At 68.3% G+C, this 19,896-nt stretch carries 22 protein-coding genes; 9 read left to right on the forward strand and 13 right to left on the reverse strand.

Annotated features, from left to right (window positions below; translation table 11 throughout):
* Positions 1–2: 2 nt before the first annotated feature.
* Positions 3–1,601, reverse strand: a complete 1,599-nt coding sequence (locus tag G5C66_RS11090) for an ABC-F family ATP-binding cassette domain-containing protein (RefSeq protein ID WP_165111024.1) — start codon at positions 1,599–1,601, stop codon at positions 3–5.
* 63 nt (positions 1,602–1,664) lie between these two features.
* Between G5C66_RS11090 and ypfJ the strand changes: the two genes are divergently transcribed.
* Positions 1,665–2,621 carry a KPN_02809 family neutral zinc metallopeptidase gene (gene ypfJ, locus G5C66_RS11095; protein ID WP_165111025.1) on the forward strand — a complete coding sequence of 319 codons (957 nt, stop codon included), beginning with the start codon at positions 1,665–1,667 and terminating at the stop codon, positions 2,619–2,621.
* 140 nt (positions 2,622–2,761) lie between these two features.
* Here the strand turns inward: ypfJ and G5C66_RS11100 are convergent, their stop codons facing one another.
* Complete coding sequence (locus tag G5C66_RS11100; RefSeq protein ID WP_165111026.1) at positions 2,762–3,673, reverse strand: phosphotransferase; 912 nt, start codon at positions 3,671–3,673, stop codon at positions 2,762–2,764.
* A gap of 90 nt (positions 3,674–3,763) precedes the next feature.
* On the opposite strand from G5C66_RS11100, the gene G5C66_RS11105 reads away from it, so the two are divergent.
* Positions 3,764–4,192 carry a hypothetical protein gene (locus G5C66_RS11105; protein WP_165111027.1) on the forward strand — a complete coding sequence of 143 codons (429 nt, stop codon included), beginning with the start codon at positions 3,764–3,766 and terminating at the stop codon, positions 4,190–4,192.
* Between the two features lie 4 nt (positions 4,193–4,196).
* On the opposite strand, the gene G5C66_RS11110 is transcribed toward G5C66_RS11105, so the two are convergent.
* The 6 genes from G5C66_RS11110 to G5C66_RS11135 are packed head-to-tail and all read right to left on the reverse strand — an operon-like array spanning position 4,197 to position 8,561.
* The gene (locus G5C66_RS11110) at positions 4,197–4,811 is read right to left on the reverse strand and encodes an acVLRF1 family peptidyl-tRNA hydrolase (RefSeq protein ID WP_165111028.1); all 615 of its coding nucleotides are present in this window, start codon (positions 4,809–4,811) and stop codon (positions 4,197–4,199) included.
* Positions 4,812–4,820: 9 nt separating this feature from the next.
* Positions 4,821–5,183, reverse strand: a complete 363-nt coding sequence (locus G5C66_RS11115) for an MmcQ/YjbR family DNA-binding protein (protein WP_165111029.1) — start codon at positions 5,181–5,183, stop codon at positions 4,821–4,823.
* A gap of 10 nt (positions 5,184–5,193) precedes the next feature.
* Complete coding sequence (locus G5C66_RS11120; RefSeq protein WP_165111030.1) at positions 5,194–5,742, reverse strand: ASCH domain-containing protein; 549 nt, start codon at positions 5,740–5,742, stop codon at positions 5,194–5,196.
* Between the two features lie 27 nt (positions 5,743–5,769).
* The gene (locus tag G5C66_RS11125; protein WP_165111031.1) at positions 5,770–6,624 is read right to left on the reverse strand and encodes a GNAT family N-acetyltransferase; all 855 of its coding nucleotides are present in this window, start codon (positions 6,622–6,624) and stop codon (positions 5,770–5,772) included.
* A 20-nt stretch (positions 6,625–6,644) separates the two neighbouring features.
* Positions 6,645–7,280 (reverse strand): maleylpyruvate isomerase family mycothiol-dependent enzyme, encoded by a 636-nt coding sequence (locus G5C66_RS11130; protein ID WP_165111032.1) that lies wholly within the window; start codon positions 7,278–7,280, stop codon positions 6,645–6,647.
* A 12-nt stretch (positions 7,281–7,292) separates the two neighbouring features.
* Entirely contained in the window at positions 7,293–8,561 is a 1,269-nt protein-coding gene (locus G5C66_RS11135; protein ID WP_165111033.1) for a dicarboxylate/amino acid:cation symporter, read from the reverse strand.
* A 307-nt stretch (positions 8,562–8,868) separates the two neighbouring features.
* Here G5C66_RS11135 and G5C66_RS11140 point away from each other — a divergent pair, with 307 nt between their 5' ends.
* On the forward strand, positions 8,869–9,210 hold the full coding sequence (locus G5C66_RS11140) for a WhiB family transcriptional regulator (protein WP_165111034.1): 342 nt from the start codon (positions 8,869–8,871) through the stop codon (positions 9,208–9,210).
* Positions 9,211–9,228: 18 nt separating this feature from the next.
* Here the strand turns inward: G5C66_RS11140 and G5C66_RS11145 are convergent, their stop codons facing one another.
* On the reverse strand, positions 9,229–10,470 hold the full coding sequence (locus tag G5C66_RS11145) for a glycoside hydrolase family 32 protein (protein ID WP_338144142.1): 1,242 nt from the start codon (positions 10,468–10,470) through the stop codon (positions 9,229–9,231).
* 1 nt (position 10,471) lies between these two features.
* Positions 10,472–11,824 carry a glycoside hydrolase family 172 protein gene (locus G5C66_RS11150; protein WP_165111036.1) on the reverse strand — a complete coding sequence of 451 codons (1,353 nt, stop codon included), beginning with the start codon at positions 11,822–11,824 and terminating at the stop codon, positions 10,472–10,474.
* A 205-nt stretch (positions 11,825–12,029) separates the two neighbouring features.
* On the opposite strand from G5C66_RS11150, the gene G5C66_RS11155 reads away from it, so the two are divergent.
* The 6 genes from G5C66_RS11155 (at position 12,030) to G5C66_RS11180 (ending at position 17,676) form a co-directional block, all read left to right on the forward strand.
* Positions 12,030–13,001 carry a LacI family DNA-binding transcriptional regulator gene (locus tag G5C66_RS11155; protein WP_420901737.1) on the forward strand — a complete coding sequence of 324 codons (972 nt, stop codon included), beginning with the start codon at positions 12,030–12,032 and terminating at the stop codon, positions 12,999–13,001.
* A gap of 100 nt (positions 13,002–13,101) precedes the next feature.
* Entirely contained in the window at positions 13,102–14,415 is a 1,314-nt protein-coding gene (locus G5C66_RS11160) for an ABC transporter substrate-binding protein (protein WP_165111038.1), read from the forward strand.
* A 77-nt stretch (positions 14,416–14,492) separates the two neighbouring features.
* Positions 14,493–15,362: a carbohydrate ABC transporter permease gene (locus tag G5C66_RS11165; protein WP_165111039.1), complete on the forward strand. Its 870-nt coding sequence runs from the start codon at positions 14,493–14,495 to the stop codon at positions 15,360–15,362.
* Positions 15,363–15,418: 56 nt separating this feature from the next.
* A complete protein-coding gene (locus G5C66_RS11170) occupies positions 15,419–16,282 on the forward strand; it encodes a carbohydrate ABC transporter permease (RefSeq protein WP_241248433.1) in 864 nt (287 codons plus the stop codon).
* Between the two features lie 5 nt (positions 16,283–16,287).
* Positions 16,288–16,470 carry a hypothetical protein gene (locus G5C66_RS11175; protein WP_165111040.1) on the forward strand — a complete coding sequence of 61 codons (183 nt, stop codon included), beginning with the start codon at positions 16,288–16,290 and terminating at the stop codon, positions 16,468–16,470.
* Between the two features lie 27 nt (positions 16,471–16,497).
* Positions 16,498–17,676 (forward strand): right-handed parallel beta-helix repeat-containing protein, encoded by a 1,179-nt coding sequence (locus G5C66_RS11180; protein WP_165111041.1) that lies wholly within the window; start codon positions 16,498–16,500, stop codon positions 17,674–17,676.
* Positions 17,677–17,740: 64 nt separating this feature from the next.
* Here the strand turns inward: G5C66_RS11180 and G5C66_RS11185 are convergent, their stop codons facing one another.
* The 3 genes from G5C66_RS11185 to G5C66_RS11195 form a co-directional block, all read right to left on the reverse strand.
* Complete coding sequence (locus G5C66_RS11185; RefSeq protein WP_165111166.1) at positions 17,741–18,076, reverse strand: metal-sulfur cluster assembly factor; 336 nt, start codon at positions 18,074–18,076, stop codon at positions 17,741–17,743.
* A 113-nt stretch (positions 18,077–18,189) separates the two neighbouring features.
* Positions 18,190–18,618: a Fe-S cluster assembly sulfur transfer protein SufU gene (gene sufU / locus G5C66_RS11190; RefSeq protein ID WP_206443966.1), complete on the reverse strand. Its 429-nt coding sequence runs from the start codon at positions 18,616–18,618 to the stop codon at positions 18,190–18,192.
* Between the two features lie 23 nt (positions 18,619–18,641).
* Positions 18,642–19,895: an aminotransferase class V-fold PLP-dependent enzyme gene (locus G5C66_RS11195; RefSeq protein WP_165111043.1), complete on the reverse strand. Its 1,254-nt coding sequence runs from the start codon at positions 19,893–19,895 to the stop codon at positions 18,642–18,644.
* Position 19,896: the final 1 nt, after the last annotated feature.

Consider the following 19,896-nt stretch of genomic DNA (forward strand, 5'->3'; position numbering starts at 1 on the left):
CCTCAGGCGAGCGAGACCAGGTCGGCGTACTTCTCGTTCCACAGGTCCTCGACACCGTCGGGCAGGATGAGCACCTTGTCGGGCTCGAGCGCGTGCACGGCGCCCTCGTCGTGGGTGACCAGCACGATCGCGCCCTCGTAGCGGCGGATCGCGTTGAGCACCTCCTCACGGGAGGCGGGGTCGAGGTTGTTGGTCGGCTCGTCGAGCAGCAGCACGTTGGCGGCGGAGACGACCAGGGAGGCGAGTGCCAACCGGGTCTTCTCCCCGCCGGAGAGCACCCCGGCGGGCTTGTGCACGTCGTCACCGGTGAAGAGGAACGCGCCCAGCACGGTGCGGGCCTCGGTGTCGGTGAGCTGCGGCGCCGCGGACTGCATGTTCTCCAGCACCGACCGCTTGGTGTCGAGGGTCTCGTGCTCCTGGGCGTAGTAGCCGATCTTCAGGCCGTGACCGGGCACGACCTGCCCGGTGTCGGGCAGGTCGACGCCGGCCAGGATGCGCAGCATCGTGGTCTTCCCGGCACCGTTGAGCCCGAGGATGACCACCCGGGTGCCGCGGTCGATCGCCAGGTCGACGGCGGTGAAGACCTCGAGGGCGCCGTACGACTTCGACAGGTCCTTCGCGGTGAGCGGGGTCTTGCCGGAGGGCGCGGGTGAGGGGAACTTGATGGAGGCGACCTTCTCCTGCTTCCGCTCCCCTTCGACCCCGGCCATGATCTTCTCGGCGCGCTTGAGCATGCTCTGCGCGGCGGTCGCCTTGGTCGCCTTGGCGCGCATCTTGTTGGCCTGGTCGGTGAGCGTCTTGGCCTTGTTCTGCGCGTTCATCAGCTCGCGCTTGCGCCGGGCCTCGTCGGTCTCCCGCTGGACCAGGTACTGCTTCCACGGCATGTTGTAGATGTCGATCACCTCGCGGTTGGCGTCGAGGTGGAAGACCTTGTTGACCGTCTGGGAGAGCAGATCGTTGTCGTGGGAGATCACGATGAAGCCGCCCTTGTAGGACTTCATCCAGTCGCGCAGCCAGATGATCGAGTCGGCGTCGAGGTGGTTGGTCGGCTCGTCGAGGATCAGCACCTCGGCGCTCGAGAAGAGGATGCGAGCCAGCTCGACCCGGCGCCGCTGACCGCCCGACAGCGTCTTGAGCGGCTGGGTCATGATCCGGTCGGGGATGCCGAGCGACTGGGCGATCTGCAGGGCCTCGGTCTCGGCCGCATAGCCGCCGCCCGCGTCGAGCTCGTCGTGAGCGCGCTGGTAGCGCTTCATCGCCTTCTCGCGCACGTTCGGGTCGTCGGAGCCCATCTCCTCCTCGGCGAGCCGCATCCGGCGTACGGCATCGTCGAGCCCGCGAGCGGACAGGATCCGGTCCTTGGCGATCACCTCGGGGTCGCCGACCCGCGGGTCCTGGGGCAGGTAGCCGATCTCGCCGGTGTTGGACACCGTGCCGGAGGCAGGCAGATGGTCGCCGGCGAGCACCTTCGTCAGGGTCGTCTTCCCGGCGCCGTTGCGGCCTACGAGCCCGACCTTGTCGCCGGGTCCGACTCGGAATGTGACGTTCTCCATCAAAAGTCTGGCGCCGACGCGGACTTCTAGGTCATGGGCAGTGATCATCTCCGTCACTAGTGTATGGGCGGGGCACTCGGCCCCACACATCACCACCTCCAGGGGGACAAGATGCGGTTCAACCCGAAGGCCAGACTCGACACCAGCCGGACCTCCGGCGGCGGTGGCGGCGGCGGATTCGGCGGAGGTGGCGCCCGGATCCCGATCCCCGGCGGCAAGGCCAGCGGCGGCATCGGCACCGTCATCGTGCTGCTGGTCTTCTTCCTCATCACCCAGTGCACCGGCGTCGGGCCGCAGGTCCTCGGCGATGGTGGCGGCGGCTCGTCCTCGGTCGGCACCGGCACCTTCGGCGGCCTCCAGGCCGGCGAGGGCGGCGACACCGGCGACTTCGGGTCGTGCCAGACCGGCGAGGACGCCAACAACGACGAGAACTGCGCCTTCGTCGCGATGGAGAACTCGATGACCGGCTACTGGGACTCCCAGCGTGACCTCTCCGGCCGGTTCCAGCCCGAGCAGGCCGTCGTGATCTTCTCCAACCAGGTCCAGACCGGCGGCTGCGGTTCCGCGTCGAGCTCCGTCGGGCCCTTCTACTGCCCCGCCGACCAGACCATCTACCTCGACCCGACCTTCTTCGACTCGATCTTCGAGCAGCTCGGCGGGCAGGACACGACCTTCGTACGCGCCTACGTGCTCGCCCACGAGTACGGCCACCACATCCAGAACCTGCTCGGCACCATGGGCCAGGTCCGCACCCAGCAGGGCCCCGACTCCGACGCGGTGCGCCTGGAGCTGCAGGCCGACTGCTACGCCGGCATGTGGACCGCCGCCGCCGAGGGCGACGGCATCATCGTCGACATCTCCGACCAGGACATCACCGAGGGCATCAGCGCCGCCAAGACCGTGGGCGACGACCACATCCAGTCGCAGACCACCGGCCGCGTGGACACCTCGCAGTTCACCCACGGCTCCTCCGAGCAGCGGATCGCGTGGTTCAAGAAGGGCATGACCACTCCCGACTCGATCGCCGGGTGCGACACGTTCAAGGCGCGGGATCTCGACAACCCCTAGGCCTCGCCGGTCGAGCCGGATTCGTGAGGAACGAGCGAATCCGTGTCGAGACCAACAGGGTCCCATCGCGCTCGATTCGACCGTGTTGGTCTCGACACGCTCGGCCGCAGGCGGCCTCGCGGCTCGACCGGCTGAACCCGTCACATCTCGAGCAGCGCCTCCACCAGCGGCGCCTGCTTCTGCAGGGTCCTCAGATGAGGCGCGACAGCCGGGTGACGGAACTTCGCGAGCAGCGGGCCCTCCCCCGGCGTGACCCGGCTCAGCGCCCACTCGGCGCGGCTGAGCGCGGTGTAGACCGCGCAGATCTGGGCACCGAGAGTCACCTCCTCACGGGTCGCGATGCCGGGCGGCAGCCCGAGGACGTACGCCTCCAGCAGGGGCTCGAAGGACTCCCGGGCGTGCAGCAGGTAGAGGCCGAGGTCGCCGCCGACGGGACCGTGGCCGAGGCTGGACCAGTCGATCGCGATCAGGCGCTCGCCGTCCTCGGTGCGGCCGAGGAGGTTCTGCGGCGCGGGATCGCCGTGCTGGGCGACCTGGGGCAGGTCGTCGAGGAGATCGGTGAAGTGCCGGCGCCGCTCCCAGAAGGTGTGGGCGATGTCCGCGGCAGTCGTACGCATCATGGTCGGCCAGCCGCCGTTGTACTCCACCCGCGCGATCCGGTCACGGAACTGGTCACGGGCCAGCCATTTCGCCTCGCCGAGGTCGGCGCCGGCGAAGCGGCCCATCGAGAGCGCGGCGAAGAGCCCGGAGTTGGCGGCGTCCTCGACCCAGTCGGTGGTCAGGGTGATGCCCTCGTCGTCCTCCTCGACGCTCGTACGGGCCGAGATCATGCCGGGAGTGCGGTCGAGCAGACCGGCGGTGGCGACGTCCGCCGCCCGCCGCCAGTAGGCGAAGTGTCGTCGCCGGCTCAGCTCGACCGGATCGTACGTCCCCGGCCTGGCGAGCCGCTTGACCACGACCGGATCGTCGCCCACGGCCGTGCGCCAGACCCCCAGCGTGGAGGGTCCGGTGCCTCCGGGAAGGAGGTGCCACCCGGGGTCGGGCTGCCACATGCTTGCCAAAGTAGCGCATCCTCGCAGGTCGCCACGGCATTCCCGGCCGGGATGCCACCGCGCGACGACCGGCCCGATATCGTTGAGCCGATGTCCGAGACTGACTACTGCGAGCTGTGTGACCTGCCGAAGTCACAGTGCATCCATGGGCGGCCCCCGGCCCCGCCCGCTCCGGCTCCGGTCAAGAAGCCGGCGACCCGGGTGCGCAAGACCACGACGAGCTCGTCGGCCGCAGCGCCGAGGGTCGTCACCAAGTCCGCTCCCCGCAAGTGGACCCCGCCGGCCGCCTTCGCGCCGCTCATCCTGGAGACGCTCGAGGCCGCCGGCGGTTCGATGACCGCCGACGCCGTCCTCGACGAGCTCGAGACCCAGCTGGCCGACCAGCTCCTCCCCGGAGACTTCGAGACCACTCCGGAGGGCGAGCTCCGCTGGCGCTACGCCGCCCGCCGCGCTCGTCAGAAGCTCCTGACCGAGGGCCTGATGACCAAGGGCGCTCCCGGGGTCTGGCAGCTCCCCTGACGCGTCAGCCGTCGGCGTTGAGGACCTCGATCCGCACCTTCTGGGCGTCCTCGATCGCCTGATCGAGGACGGCGCGGTTCGGGTCCTGGACCGGCAGCCATGGTCCGGTCACGGTGAGCGTCTGCAGGCGCCGGTCGCCGAGCACGTCGTCGACTCCGCCGTGGTCGCCGCCGGTGACGAGCGGGCCACTCAGCCCGTCGAGGATCCGTGCGGCGTGCTCGGCGGCCGCCTCGTAGGCCGCGCTCGCCTGGTTCGCCCGGCGCCGGGCGAAGCGCTGCTGGCTCCAGCCGCCGGCCTTGGTCTTCCCCTGCACGTGCCGCCGGCCGATCTTGTGGTCGGCGATCTCGCCGCCGCTCATCCGGGCGATCGCGAAGCCGCCCTTGCGCACCAGCAGGAGGCCCCACTCGGCCGGAGCCGCCGAGGCGGCGATGAACGCCTCGACCTCGGCAGGCCCGGCGTACGTCTTCTCGAACGGCAGCGCCGCGATGAACGAGGATCCGTCGGCCGCTGCGCCGGTCAGCGCACCGGAGTCGACCGCGAGCCGGGTCTCCCCGTGGCGGGCCGCGAAGTTGTCGACCCACCGCTGGATCCGAGCGACCGGGACGGCGACGTTGGGCATGGCCGTACGCTACCGGCCCAGCTCGCGCCGCAGACGCTCCGGCGCGATCTCCCGGTAGGCGTCCTCGCAGACCTCGGCGACCTCGGCCCAGTCGACCTCGCCGTCGAGGCGCATCCCGACCCAGCCACGCCCACCGACGTAGGGGGGTACGAAGAACCGCTCGGGGTCGTCGCCGACGACCTCGTCCTGCACCCCGGCCGCCGCGGCGGCCCACAGATGCGGCTCGTCGCGTCCATGGTGTCCTGACGGCCACAGCATCACGAACTGCTTCTTCACGAAGAACCCGGGCGCACCGTGGGTGACCCGCTCGGTCGCCTCGGGGAACCCGAGGCAGATCCCGCGGACCCGCTCGGTCAGCTCGTCGGGTGTCATCCGGCCCGGTTCACTCCGGCTTCGGCCAGATGAGCTCGAAGCGCTCGAGCACGACGGGCATGTCCTCGGCGAAGCCGCGGTCGTGACCGGCCTCCTCGGAGAAGAAGCGGCGGTGGACCTCGCGCCAGTGCTCCAGGGAGCCGTCGCCCTCACCCTCGGCCCGGGCATGCTCCTCGGAGACCTCGTCGAACGGCACGACGTCGACGGCGGTCGTCACCACGAGGGCCCGCGGGTGACCGTCGCCGTCGAGCACGATGCCGAGGGTGCCGACCGTCGGGATGGGCTCCTCGGCGGCCTCGTAGTCCCACATCGCCGAGGCGGTCGCCGTCTTCACGCCCTCGAGGACGAGCTCGAGAAGCTCGTTGGACTGCTCCGGCGTACCTCCGAACGCCCACGCCGGCGGCTGCAGCGCCTCCAGCGGCGAGGCGCCGAAGTAGCCGGGGGCGGCGCTGAGGTGAGCGTGGTGCTTCACGTCCTCCCAGAACGCGGCGATGTCGGCCTCCTGCTGGGAGTCGAAGACAGGGGCGTCTGGCGCAGGGGTCACGGCATCGTCGCTCATAGGCGACACTCAACCACAGTTGGGCGCTCAGTCGTGCCCGGACTCGGCAGACGTACGCGGCGGGGCCGATCGGGCCGTCACCAGACGGGCCTCGACGCGCCAGCCGAGACCGGCGTAGAGAGCCTCCCCCATCTCGCTGGCCACCAGCAGGCCGCGGGTCGCGCCGGCCTCCCGGGCGGCCACGACGAGCAGGCTCATCACCGCACCGCCGAGCCCGCGGCGACGGTGGTCGGGGTCGGTCTGGATGCGGTCGGCGACCGCGTCGGTGCCGATGACCGCGATCCGACCGCCGGCCGCGACCACCTCGGCGTCGTCGTCGGGACGCACGGTCACCGCGACGACACCCCCGTCGCGCTCGACCTCGGCGCGGTAGCCGTCGGGAAGCGGCCGGGGCTCGTGGTCGGCGAGACCGATCGACATCAGCGCCTCCTCGGCGTCGCCGGCCGTCAGCCCACCCTCGGCGAACCAGGGTCGCACGCCCGCCGGCGATTCGGTCACCACCGACAGCCAGGCCTCGGGCGTGGCCCGGACCGTGTCGACCAGCCCGCCGAGCGTGGCCGCGTCGTCGGTCGCGACCCACTCGACCCTGCGCTCCGGCTGCCCCACCTCGACGCGTACGCCGCCTGGCACCTCCGCGGGGCGTGGGAAGCCCCGCGAGTAGGCCCAGCCTCGCGCCCAGCACGCGACCAGCTCGGGAAGGTCGACGTCCTGCGCGGCAGCGGCGAGGGCGGCCTGCCGACCGCGATACCGCTCCCCCAGGACCGTCGCGACCAGCAGGACGAGGGCGAGCACGAACGCCAGCAGGTCCAGCGTGAACAGCCCGATCACCGCGATCCCCACCGCAGCGACGTACCCGAACCAGATCCGACCAGGAGCCTCCACGTCCGCGGAGCCTACCCGCGTCAGCCGAGCCGCTCCCGCAACGTCGCGACGCCGGGCCCGGTCAGATCCGCGAGCGCGACCGACCGGCCCGAGAGCGCCATCGCCAGAGCCTCGCTCGGGCCCGACACCTCGGCGCCGTCATCCGCGCCCCAGGACCAGTTCTGATCGGTCGCACGCAGCGCGAGCCCGTCGAGCCGTCCGGCCGGGACCACGCCCAGCGAGGCCTGCTTGGTCGGCAGCCAGTCGAGCACCGCCCGCCAGTCCTCGAGCGGCACATCGGTGTCGAGGCCGAGCGGCCGGGCGCAGTCGCGCAGGTGGATGCAGTGGTCGGTGAACTGTCCCATCGGGCCCACCCCGGGCGCCGGCACCCGCTTCCCCGCGTACGTCCTCAGCAGCCCGGTCAGCTCGGCGACCGGCCGCCTCGCCTGCTCCTCGGCGATCGCGACGGCGGCGCGGTCGATGGACCCGCCGGCCAGCAACGTACGCCACAGCAGCCGTCCGATCCCGACCGAGAACGGCATCGCACTGTGGCCCAGCACCTGCCTCACGGTCCACGCCGAGCAGAGGCTCTGCGTCTCCAGCTGGGACTCGTCGAGGCCGTCGAAGAAGTCGGCGAGCAGGCGGCGGTTGTCGGCTGTGCGGGCGGCTACGTCCATGCCTCCATCGTGTCAGGCCGCGGCCTCCTCTGTGACCGGCTCGACCACCGGCTTCGTCCCGGCGTAGACGTCCCGGTCGATCTCACCGGCGCCGTGCGCCACCAGCAGGGCGACCATGGTGTCGCCGTTGACGTTGAGGAACGTACGCAGGATCCCGGTGAACCAGTCCACGGCGATGAGCAGACCGGCGGCCTCGATGGGCAGATCCAGCGAGGTGGCGAGGAAGATCGCGACGACCGGGAACCCTCCCGGCACCGTGATCGTGCCGATGTTGAGGAGCACCGCGAGCGCCATCGCGAGCGCGATGTCGCCCGGCGACAGCGAGACACCGGAGGCCTGGGCGAGGAAGAGCGCCACGATCGTGTAGTTGAGCACCGCGCCGCACGAGCCCATCGTCATCCCCAGGCAGAGGGTGAAGTCCGCGACGCGCTTCGAGATGCCGAACTTCTCGACGGCGTTCTTCAGCACCGTCGGGAACGTGACCGCCGACGATGTCGTGGTGATGGCCACGACGGTCTGCTCGGCGAGCTTTGCGGGCATGAGCAGCGGGTTCAGCCGGGTGACGGCCACGACCACGACGACATAGAGAGCGAAGATGATCACCACTCCGGCCAGGGTCGCACCGAGATAGGCAAGGGCGGTGGTGACGACCGCGAAACCGACACGGCCGGCGAGGTCGGCGAGGAGGCAGAAGACGCCGATCGGCGCCAGCAGCATGACGTACCTGATCATCAGCAGGACGATCGCCTGGATCTGCTCGAAGAAGGTGAGCACGACGGTCGGGCCGTTGACGGCGGTGTAGCGGTTGAGCGCGAGGCCGAAGAGCAGGGCGAAGACGATGATCGGCACCATCGCACCGGTGGCCATCGCCTCGATCACGTTGGTGGAGACGAAGCCGGCCACCGTCTGCTGCCAGCCGACCGCCGTCTCCGCGGCCGAGTCGGCCAGGGCAGGGTCGAGCTCGCCGTCGTAGCGCATCCCCGAGCCCGGCTGGATCAACTCCGAGAGTCCCCAGCCGACCAGGGCAGCGATCACCGCGAACCCCAGCATCCAGCCGAAGGTCGTCCCGGCCAGCTTGCCGGCGCCGGCACCGGTCATGGCGCCCGTCGCGACGATCACCGAGGAGGCCACCAGCGGGACGATCGACATCTGGATGAGCCGGATGAAGATGTCACCGACGAACTTGAGGTTCGCCGCCCACTCGCCCACCACCAGCCCGAAGACGATGCCGGCGACCGCACCGACCAGGATCAGGACGGCCGGGAACTTCAGGATCTTCATCGGGTCTCCTAAGCGTCGGGGAGGCGGTCCCCGGACGCTAACCACGCCACGTACGCAGCCGATTAAGCCGCCGTCACCGGCGCGTTTCGCCGACAAACCAGTGGTCGCGCCCGTGCCCCGGTCAATAGCATGGGTGTCATGCGCGAGAAGACCATCTGCACCTCCCTGGGCCGTCCGGTCCCGGGCGTGGACTTTGCGCGCACGGAGCCGCATCAGACGTAGGTGCTCACCGCACCCACCAGGGCCGCTCCGATCGACCGGGGCGGCCCTTTCTCATGTTCAGCAGCATCACCAGGAGGTGAACGAGATGGAGATCATCACACTTTTCGGAGACGGCAACAGCTCCAAGACCTACGAGCTCACGCTGAAGCACCCGACGCCCCGCACCGACGAGTGGGCCTGCGTGGGCGAGGACCCGGAGCTCTTCCATCCCGACGACCTCACCCAGCTCGCCGAGGCCCAGGAAGTCTGTGCGGGCTGCCCGATGAAGCAGATCTGTCTCGACCTCGGGCTCGCCCGACGGGAGTTCGGCGTGTGGGGCGGTGTCCTCCTGGAGAACGGCAAGCCCCGCGAGACCCCCAGAACCCCTGGTCGCAAGCCCTACAAGCGCAGCCAGGAGGCGATCGCCCGGGCCGGCAGGGTCGCCTGAAGTGACGCAGGGACGTGCTCAGGGAGCATGAGGTCGCGTCAGCGTCCAGGTGCGGGACTCACCCTGGGGCGGCACGACCTGCTCAACCGGCTCGATCGCCCCGCCGAGAAGACCGTCCACCGAGGCGATCTCGATGACAGGCCCGTCGACGATCACACGCACCGAACCCTCCGTCCATGGCATCTGAGCGCTTTTCTGGCCTGGGCGATCGAGCCGGAGGATGCCGTCGTGGACCGACACGACGGCATCCTCCGCGTCCTGGGACCTGAGGACCAGGAGGTCACCGTCAGGCGCGGGATTCCACACGACGTCGAAAGCGGTCGCGGGGGTCTCGCTCCGGCCGCGGCGACCGGTGAGGTCCGGGTGCGGCTCCGCGACCAAGCGGTCTCCGCGGACCGAGAGGAGATAGGGGACGCTCAGACAGCTGGCCCATCCCTCGGCAGGATCGCTCACCCCGCGCATCCAGAACATCAGGCACGGACGGCCTTGTCGGTCGCGGAAGAACGAAGGTGCGTAGTAGCTGTCACCGAAGCTGAGCTGTCCCCAGGTGTCCGCCTCGAAGCGCCCATCGGCGAGCTCCCCGATCCCGTAGCCGGCGTGGTGCAGGACGTCGTCCTCCCAGATCGAGCTCACCATGATCCAGCGGCCGTCGATCTCGAAGAATTGTGGACACTCCCACAGTGCGCCCGTCCAGACGGGGTCGGTCTCGCCGGTCGACCGCGACACCGCCACACCGTCGTAGTCCCAATGGTCGAGGTCGTCCGACGTGTAGGTGAGCGCCATGGCCAGACCGGTGCTGTCGGCCGCACCCACGAACATCCGCCAGCCGTTCCCCTCGCGCATCACGAACGGGTCCCGGTAGGCGATCAGGTCCAGGCCGGCCGGCGCCTCGATCAGTACGTCGCCCTTGACCCATGTCGTCCACGAGCCGTCCTCAGGGGTGGCCACCCGGATCCGGCCGATGCCGATGCCGGGCTGGACCACCGAGGTGTAGAGGATGCGCGTCGATCCGTCGTCGCCGTCGACGAGGCTGCCGGTCCAGATCCCGTCGTCGCCGTCGCCCGGTGCGATCGCGACCGGGCGATGCTCCCAGGCGAGCAGGTCGACTCCGACGGCATGCCCCCAGTGACAGTTCGGTGCCCAGACCATGCTGTCCGGGACGTACTGGTGGAAGAGGTGGTAGACGCCGTCGCGGAAGGTGATGCCGTGCGGGTCGTTGATCCAGCCGGACGCCGCGGTGAAGTGGAGGATGGGTCGCACGTCAGTTCCGCCCGTCGTACTCGCGCCGGATCTCACGGGCCTGATCACGGTTGCCCTGCTCCCAGGCGTCGACCTCGATCCGGCGCTCCTCGCGGAGCGCGTCCCGCTTGGCGACAAACGCCGCCATCCTCTCGGCCGCGGCCTCGCGCGCCGCCTGCTGGTCGGCGTTCAGGGGAGGAAGCGGCACCTCGATGACACGATCGACCGGACGAAGAGGAAGTCGGTCCTCGACCTCAGGCACGGTCAGGACGGGCGACGGGAGCGTCTGGTACCAATACGCCGTCGAGGACCAATCGTCGGAGAGATGGTTGCCGTGACCGTGCTCGAAGGTCACCTTGATCCGCTTCTCGAATCGGATCGGGTCGACGATGTGGAAGCGATAGCTGTGGTGGAACCCAGGGACGTCCTCCTCGTGCACGATCGTCCCGTTGAAGTTGTACGCGTTGTGCTGCATGCCCCACGCGTGACCGAAGTAGTCCTCCATCCCGGTGCCGTGGAGGCTGGGTGGCCAGGTGTCGTCGTCGATGAAGATCATGTCGTCCCCTTCCCCCCACCAGGAGCCCTGGAAGTGGCGCACCGCGACGTTGCAGCCCACGTAGTGGCCGCGGCCGGTCGTCTCGAGTGCGACGTAGTTGTCGGCCCCGGTGAGGTTCGGGACGGTCGTCTCGATGCTGTTCGTCTGGAGGTCAGGCCCCCACCCCGCGTTGGGCAGCGAGCGGCGCCAGTGCGCGTGGAAGTACACCGTGTCCTCGGGCAGCGGCTGCGGCGAGAGCTCGTAGTCGATGTAGAAGTACTGCAGGTAGGGGATGTCATTCTGGTTCTCGACGACCACACGGGCACGATGCGCGAACGGCATCCGGAAGTAGCTGTTGAACGCGGCGCTGCCCCCGAACGTGTGCAGCTCGGCCTCCTTGGCGGACACCGAGAGTGGCAACGAGTCGTAGCTGCCGCTGAGCGAGTTCATCAACCCGAAGAAGTCGCCGAGCGGCGCGATGACGCTCGGGGTCTCCTGGTCGTCCCAGTAGATCTTCAGCAGGATCTTCCGGTAGTAGTCGGGATCCACGACCTCCCAGCTGACGCCGAGGGCGTTGTGGATCTCGAGCATCGGCACGCCGACCACTTCGGGGGCGATCTGTCCCGGCCCGGGCTGGATCCTGCAGGACTGCGTCATCCAGATATGGGTGATCGCCCCCGGGCCCTCGATGTCGGCGAGAGTCCGCTCCTCGCCGGGCATCACGATCCAGTTGTCGCGGTTGCGCCCGGTCTGGTCGAAGCTCGAGGCCCGCGCGCTGCGTCCTGGTCGCGCCCGGGTGAGATCGCCGAGGAGGCCGCTGGGGGTGGATGGCGCACTCATGGTTGTCCTTTCACTGCGCCCGGACGGACCCCGGACGCCATCGAAACGTTTGCGTCTAGTTGGTGGATGGTAGGGCCAGTCGCGCATCAGGCGCAATGGGCGCTAACCTGCAAAATCCCGGGCGCCGCCAGGAAGCGACCGGCCACGAAAACGATTGATTGGAGAGCGGATGGCTACGATCGTCCAGGTTGCGCGACTTGCCGGCGTGTCCACATCGACGGTGTCGCACGTGCTCAACGACACCCGCAACGTCGAGCCGAGCACCCGCGCCAAGGTGATGGCCGCGATCGAGGAGACCGGATATCGCCAGGACGCCGTCGCCCGCGCCATGCGCCGGGCGCGCACCGACAGCATCGGACTGGTCATCTCCGACGCCGGCGAGCCCGCGTTCGCTGAGATGGTCCACGGCGTCGAGCACGCTGCGGCCGCACGGGGACTGACCTTGATCCTTGCCAACTCGGCCGAGGACCCGGTACGCGAGGAGCGTGCCGTGAACACGCTGCTCTCCCGCCGTGTCGACGGGCTGATCATCGCGCGGTGCGCGGAGTCCAGCGCGACGGTCTCCTCTCGCCTCGAGCCGGAAGCACCGCGCCCGGTGGTCCTTCTGGACCGCGTCTTCGACAACTCACCGCACGACCAGGTGGGCGCCGACAACCGGGACTCGATGCGCAGGCTCGTCGAGCACCTGCAAGCGGCCGGCCACCGCCGATTCCTCCTCGTCGCGGGCGACCAGCGGGTGCCCACGCTCGTCGAGCGCTTCCGCGGGTTTCGCGACGCGATCCCGGATGCTGACCTGCCACAACAAGTCGTCGTCGATGCGGTCGACATCGCGGAGGTGCGGCAAGCAGTCGCCACGGCGCTCCAGCAACAGCGCGCGAGCTGCGTGATCGCGGCGAGCACACCCCTCGCGGTCGCGGCGCTCGAGTGCCTCCGCGACGCCGGCCTGGCGACACCCGACCAGATCGCGTTCGCGGCGTTCGACGGCTTCAGCCACTCGGACCTCTTCCGCCCGACCATCACGACCGTTCGACAACCGGCGTTCGAGATGGGCGCAGCCGCAGTCTCGCTGTTGATCGACCGGCTGGCCGCACCAGATGCGAGCCCTCGCACCCTTCGGCTCAACCAGACCCTGGAGCTCCGCGAGTCCACCGAGAACTACGAGCCGCGAGCTTCTTGACAGGGTGTGACGGGCGCCACTAGATTCGCAATCGATTCGCGCAAACGTTTCGATGCAACTGCGCTTCGAGCCTCGGGCACCGCCAACAGAAGGACACACCATGCCTGGCCAGAACCCCTCCTGGTCCCGCCGTCTCCGCCGCCCCGTCGGCGTGGGCCTCGCGGTGACCGCGATCCTGTCTCTCGCGGCCTGCTCGAGCGACGCAGACGAGGGCGGGAAGACAACGATCACGCTCTCGATGCAGAACGCCGACGTGAAGACCGCCGACCCGGCCACCTGGGCCATCGTCGAGGCGTTCGAGGACGCCAACCCCGATGTCGACGTGGAAGTCAGCGGTCAACCCGTGGCCGAGCACCTCCAGTCGCTCTCGATCGCTGCGCAGAGCGATACGCTGCCCGACGTCTTCTGGGTCTACAAGGCCAACGCCGAGGAGATGCTCGAGGGCGATCGCCTCATGGACCTCTCCCCCGTGCTCGACGAGCTCGGCATCCTCGACCGGCTGCCGGACAGCACCGTCGCGAACTACACCGCCGACGGAAAGGTCTTCGGCGCTCCCTACCAAGGCCTGCTCACAGGCCTGTGGGTCAACAGCAAGGTCCTCGCCGACAACGGCCTGTCGATGCCGAAGACCTTCGACGACTTGCTCGCGGTGGCACGCGCACTCGACGCCAAGGGTGTGGTCACCATCTCCAACGGCGCCAGCCAGTCCGCCTTCAGCGTGTGGCAGTTCCTCGTATGGCTTGACCGCTTCGGCTTCGAGGACAAGGCCGACGGGCTGCTGGACGGCTCGGAGAAGTGGGACAACCCCGACTTCATCCGGATGTATGAGCACATCGCCGAGCTACGCGACGCCGGCGCCTTCTCCTCGAACGTGTCCACCCAGACCTACCAGCAGGCTGTCGACCAGTTCCTCCAAGGCAAGGCCGCATTCCTCGACTCGGGTGTATGGGCGGCAAGCGCCATCCAGGAGTCGAAGGTGGCGCCGGACGTCGACTTCTGGCGAGGACCGGAGTTCTCCGACGGCGTCGGCGAGCAGAACATCGTCATGAACGTTGCGTCCGCGCCGCTCGTGGTGGCCGAGAAGGTGGCCGAGGACGATGCCAAGCTCGACGCCGTCAAGGACTTCCTGGAGTTCTACTACAGCGACGAGGGCCAGCAGATCCTGGTCGACAACGGTCAGCCCCCGGTGACTGACTACGAGCCGAAGCTCGACCCGGTCAAGCAGAGCGTGCTCGCGTCGGCCATCGACGAGGCGCAGGCCGACGACGTCACCAGCCCCGAGAGCCAGCCCGACCTGCTGTTCCCGGTCGACGTCTCCAACGCGATCTACGACAGCATCTACGGCGTCATCCAGGACCAGCTGAGCCCGTCCGAGGCGGCAGCGCTGGTGCAGAAGGCGCTCGACAACCAGTGACTTTCGTGGGGTGTGCCGACGGCGGCACACCCCACGCCCACATCGGCCTCCGAACTACTGCGAAGCGAGCATCACCCATGGTCTGGGTCAGTTCCCCGTGGAAGATCGCACTGATGGTCTTCCCCGCCTTCATCCTCTTCACGGCCTTCTTCATCTACCCCGTCGTGTACGCCGGCGGATACAGCCTCACCGACGCCGCTGGGTTCAGCGGCGCCGAGTTCGTCGGGCTCGACAACTACCTCGCTCTGGCCGAGGACTCGTTCTTCCGGCGATCGGTCACCAACACCCTGCTCATCCTCGTGCTCAGCGTGACCTTCCTGGTTCCGGCCTCGTTCGGACTCGCGCTCTTGATGCAGCAGCGTGTCCGTGCCGCCGGCGCCCTGCGAGCACTCCTGTTCGGTCCCGCGATCGTTGCTCCGATCCTCGTCGGACTCGTCTGGGTGTTCATCCTCGACCCGCGGGTCGGTCTTCTCAACCACCTCCTGGAGCCGCTCGGAGTCCCACCCGTGCAGTGGATCGGCAGCGACTCCCTGGCGCCGTACTCGATCGCCGTCGTGTTCATCTGGGCGAGCGTCGGCTTCGCGATGACGATCTTCTACGCCGGCCTTCGACTCTTGCCGGCGGAGGTGATGGAGGCCAGTTCCCTCGATGGGGCCAGTGGATGGCAGCAGCTGCGCTACGTCACGATCCCGATGATGCGGGAGACGATCGGGATCGTCTCCCTGCTGCTGATCACCAACGTGTTCAAGATCTTCGAGCTGGTCTACATGCTCACCGGAGGCGGGCCGGTGCACAGCTCGGAGACCCTGGTCAGCTACATGTACTTCGTCACCTTCACCGATCAGCGCTACGGCTCGGGCATGACGATCGCGATGGTGGTCTTCGTCATCGGCGCACTCACCTCGCTCGCCTACCTGGCCCTCTCACGCCGCGGGCGGCTCGCATGAGCGCGCCGGTGGCCGAGAGCTCCACGACCAGGGAGAACACAGTGCCAGGACCGCCGATGCCGACACCTCCGGGCAGGAGGGCGCCCCGTCGCCGGGGCCGGCGACCAGCCATCATCATCAGCGCCGCGGCGTACCTGATCACGTTCCTCGTCGTGCTGCCGATCCTTTGGATCACGCTGCTGTCGTTCCAGCAGAGCGACACGATCCTGTCCGACCCGTTCGCGCTCGACTCGCTGACGTTGGACAACTACCGCAACGCGCTCGAGACGCTGCCGCTGGTCCGGATGTACGCGAACACGATCATCATCGCGGTAGCCTCGGTGACCGTCGGCACCGCCGTCTCGTTCATGGTGTCCTTCGCGCTGACCCGGATGGTCTTCCGGCGGCGACGTACGCAGTCCTTCCTCCGGTTCTACCTCTTGTCGGGTCTGGCGGTCCCGGTCTACGTGCTGCTGTTCCCGGTCTACCGCCTCGACCTCGCGCTGGGGATATACGGCACCTATCTCGCCGTGGTCATCCCCTACATCGCGGTCTCGATCCCGTTCAACACCCTGCTGCTGACCGGCTTCCTCCGCGACTTCCCGAGCGAGCTCGAGGAGGCGGCGATCATGGACGGTGCCGGGCTGTTCCGGATCTGCTGGTCGGTGGTCCTCCCGGCCATGCGTCCGATCCTCGCCACGATCGTCATCTTCAACGTGGTCTACGTGTTCAACGAGTTCCCGTTCGTGTCGATCCTGATCAACGATCCCGACCTGGCCACCGTGTCCCTCGCCGTGTCCCGGTTCCAGGGCCAGTACACCGTCGACTATGGCGGCATGATGGCGGCCGCAACGCTGGTCCTCCTCCCCCAGCTCGCCATCTACGCCGTCTTCCAGCGCCATGTGATCGCCGGACTGACCGCCGGCGCAGTGAAGGGATGAACACCATGCCTACACCTCCGACAGTGCACGCGGCAGAGCCGGTGGTCACCCGCCGGCAGCTGCTCGCCATCGTCGGCGCCGTCACCGCCGCCGCCTCGCCGATCGTCGCCGCGGTCGGTGTGTCCCCTCAGCAGGCGGCGGCTGCGACCAGCCATCCGGCGTACGCCGCCATCGTCGGCCTCCTCTGACAACCCCACCGAAGACAGGACATCGCCATGGCATCCACCGTCTACGACGTCACCACCTTCCCCGCCAGCGTCTCGCCGTACACCGACATCGGCCAGGTGATCAACGAGATCATGGCCGACATCCGCACCCAGCAGTCCGGCCAGACCACCCGACCCGGAGCCGTCATCTACATCCCGCCCGGCCACTACACCCTCGCGACGACGGCAGTGATCGATCGCAGCTTCATCACCGTCAAGGGCTCAGGACACGGCTTCCTCTCCGAGGCCATCCGCGACGATGTCGACCACTCCGCCTGGACCGAGACGCTTCCCGGATCCAGCCACGTCCAGATCGCCAACTCCAACCAGGTCGGCTTCCTCGTCGACAAGAGCGGCCTGCCAGGCACCAACGGACGGCTCAACTCGGTCGTCTTCCAGGACTTCTGCATCGACGGCGTCAGCAGCTCCAAGCCCTATACCGGCGCTAACGGCAACGGGAAGGTGGGGATCAAGGTCCAGTTCGACTCGGACGCCGTTCGTGTCGAGGGAATGGGCTTCGTCTACCTGCAGGAGGCCGTGACCATCCGCAACGCGGACGCCTACAGCATCACCAACAACTTCATCGGAGAGTGCGGCAATGGCATCCGAATGATCAGCGGGTCGATCGTCGGCAAGATCACCAACAACTACATCGTCACCCCGTGGGGCGGACACTCGATCTTCATCGAGAACGTCGAGAACTGCCTGATCGGTGGCAACAGCCTGCTCTGGGGCGCCCGCATCCAGTTCAAGGGAGTCGACCGCGCCGTCATCACCGGCAACAAACTGGTCAGCAACTTCTCCGGGATGATCGTGCAGGAGACCACCTGCCACGAGCACCTGATCAGCGGCAACCACTTCCGCCGGATCTTCGGCGACGGTGGTCCGGCGCCTCAGGACGATCTGTTCGGCATGGTCCACCTCAACGGCAACGACAATGCCGTCTCGTCCAACTTCTTCTCCTTCAGCGTCCCCTCCGGAAGCATCGTGCCCTCGGGCGCCACCCCGACGGTCGTGCTCGTGAAGAGCGGGACGCGGAACTTCCTGTCCAGCAACCAGTTGACGTCCAACGTCGCCGTGCGGCACGTCGTGGACGCGAGCGCGACGAGCACGAAGGTGCTGTGGTCGGGCTCCAGCAGTCAACTGCAGGACCTGGGCTCGGGCACCGCCCTCGTAGCGACGCCCTGAGCACGAAATGACGTGGGAGTCCTGAGGTCACCCAGTGACCCCAGGACTCCCACGTCGGGAACCCTCAGACGTTGAACCCGAGAGCACGCAGCATCTCGCGGCCGTCGGGGGTGATCTTGTCCGGACCCCACGGCGGCATCCAGACCCAGTTGATGTGTACGTCGTTGACCATGCCCTCCAGCGCAGTGGAGGTCTGGTCCTGGATGACGTCGGTCAGCGGGCAGGCGGCCGAGGTCAGGGTCATGTCGAGGACCACGTTGGAGTTGTCCTCCACGTGGATCCCATAGACAAGGCCCAGGTCGACGACGTTGATGCCGAGCTCGGGGTCGACGACGTCCTTCATCGCCTCCTCGACGTCCTCGATCTTCAGGCTGGCGCCCTCGACCGTGGACGTACGCATCCCCTGCCACTCCGGAGCCTCGTGACCGTGGCCGTGGCCGTGACCCGAGTGGTCATGACCGGAGTGGTCGTGACCGGCGTGGTGGTCGTGTGTGCTGTGGTCGGTCTCAGTCATCACTTCTCCTCGGCGAGTGTCTTGGCGGTGGCGTCTTTCCACGCCATCCACGACAGCAGCGCGCACTTGATCCGGGCGGGGAACTTGGCCACGCCGGCGAAGGCGATGCCGTCCTCCAGTACGTCCTCGTCGGGCTCCACCTGGCCCTTGCCCTGCATCAGCCGCAGGAACTCCTCGTGGATGACCATCGCCTCGTCCACCGTCTTACCGACGACCAGGTCGTTGAGCACCGAGGCGGAGGCCTGCGAGATGGAGCAGCCGAGGGCGTCGTAGGAGATGTCCTCGATCTTGTCGCCAGCGACATGCACCCGCAGGGTGATCTCGTCACCGCAGGTCGGGTTGACGTGGTGAACCTCGGCTTCGAAGGGGTCGCGAAGACCCTTCCCGTGCGGGTTCTTGTAGTGGTCCAGGATGATCTCCTGGTACATCGCTTCGAGGTTAGCGGCAGTCATCACTGGTCCAACTTGAAGAAGCTACGTACGTATTCCAACCCCTCGACGAGCGCGTCGATCTCGGCCGGGGTGGTGTAGAGGTAGGACGACATCCGGTTGGAGGCCTGCACGCCGAACCGCTGGTGGGCGGGCTTGGCGCAGTGGTGGCCGGCGCGGATGGCGACGCCCTTGGAGTCGAGCACCTGGGCGACGTCGTGCGGGTGCACGCCGTCGAGCTCGAACGAGATCGCACCGCCACGCTGGGCAGCGTCGGCCGGGCCCAGCACGGTCACCCCCGGCACGCTCGCGAGGCGCTCCAGCGCGTAGGCCGTGATCGCCTGCTCGTGGGCGTGGATGTTCTCCATACCCACGTGCATGAGGTATTCCAGCGCGGCACCGAGACCCACGGCCTCGGCGATCGGCGGGGTGCCGGCCTCGAACTTGTGCGGGATCGGCGCGTAGGTCGACTTCTCCATCGTCACGGTCGCGATCATCTCGCCGCCACCGAGGAACGGCGGCAGCGCCTCGAGCGCCGCCCGCCGGCCCCACAGGACGCCGATGCCGGTCGGGCCGACGACCTTGTGGCCGGTGAAGACCAGGAAGTCGGGACGCTCCTCCTCCGGCATCGCGGACAGGTTGATCGGGAGCACCGGCGCCGCCTGGGAGGCGTCGATGACGACCAGCGCACTGACCTCGTGGGCCTTCCGGGCGATCTCGGCGACCGGGTTGACCGTGCCGAGCATGTTGGAGACCCAGGTCAGCGCGACGATCTTGGTCGCCGGCGTGATCAGCTCGTCGATGTTCGACAGGTCGAGCTGGCCGTCGTCGGTGAGCCCGAACCACTTCAACGTCGCACCCGTACGCTGCGTGGCGATCTGCCACGGAACGATGTTGGAGTGGTGCTCCATCTCCGTGGTCACGACCACCTCGCCGGCCGCGAGCGGCACGGTGTTGGCGACCAGGTTGAGCCCCTCGGAGGCATTCTTGGTGAAGATCACCTCGTCACGCTCGGGCGCGCCGAGGAAGCGCGCGACGATGTCGCGCGCCCCCTCGAACGCCTCGGTGGCCTCGGCGCCCAGGTGGTGCATCGCCCGGGCGATGTTGGCGTTGTGCCGCTCCAGGTGGTCGACCATGGTGTCGATCACGATCTGCGGCTTCTGCGAGGTGTTGGCGCTGTCGAGGTAGACCAACGGGGTCTCGCCGCCGTCGAAGGTGCGCTCCAGGATCGGGAAGTCCTTGCGGACCAGATCCAGGTCGGGCAGCAGACCCTTCATG

It is taken from the genome of Nocardioides turkmenicus (assembly GCF_011045035.1).
GTDB classification, from domain to species: domain Bacteria; phylum Actinomycetota; class Actinomycetes; order Propionibacteriales; family Nocardioidaceae; genus Nocardioides; species Nocardioides turkmenicus.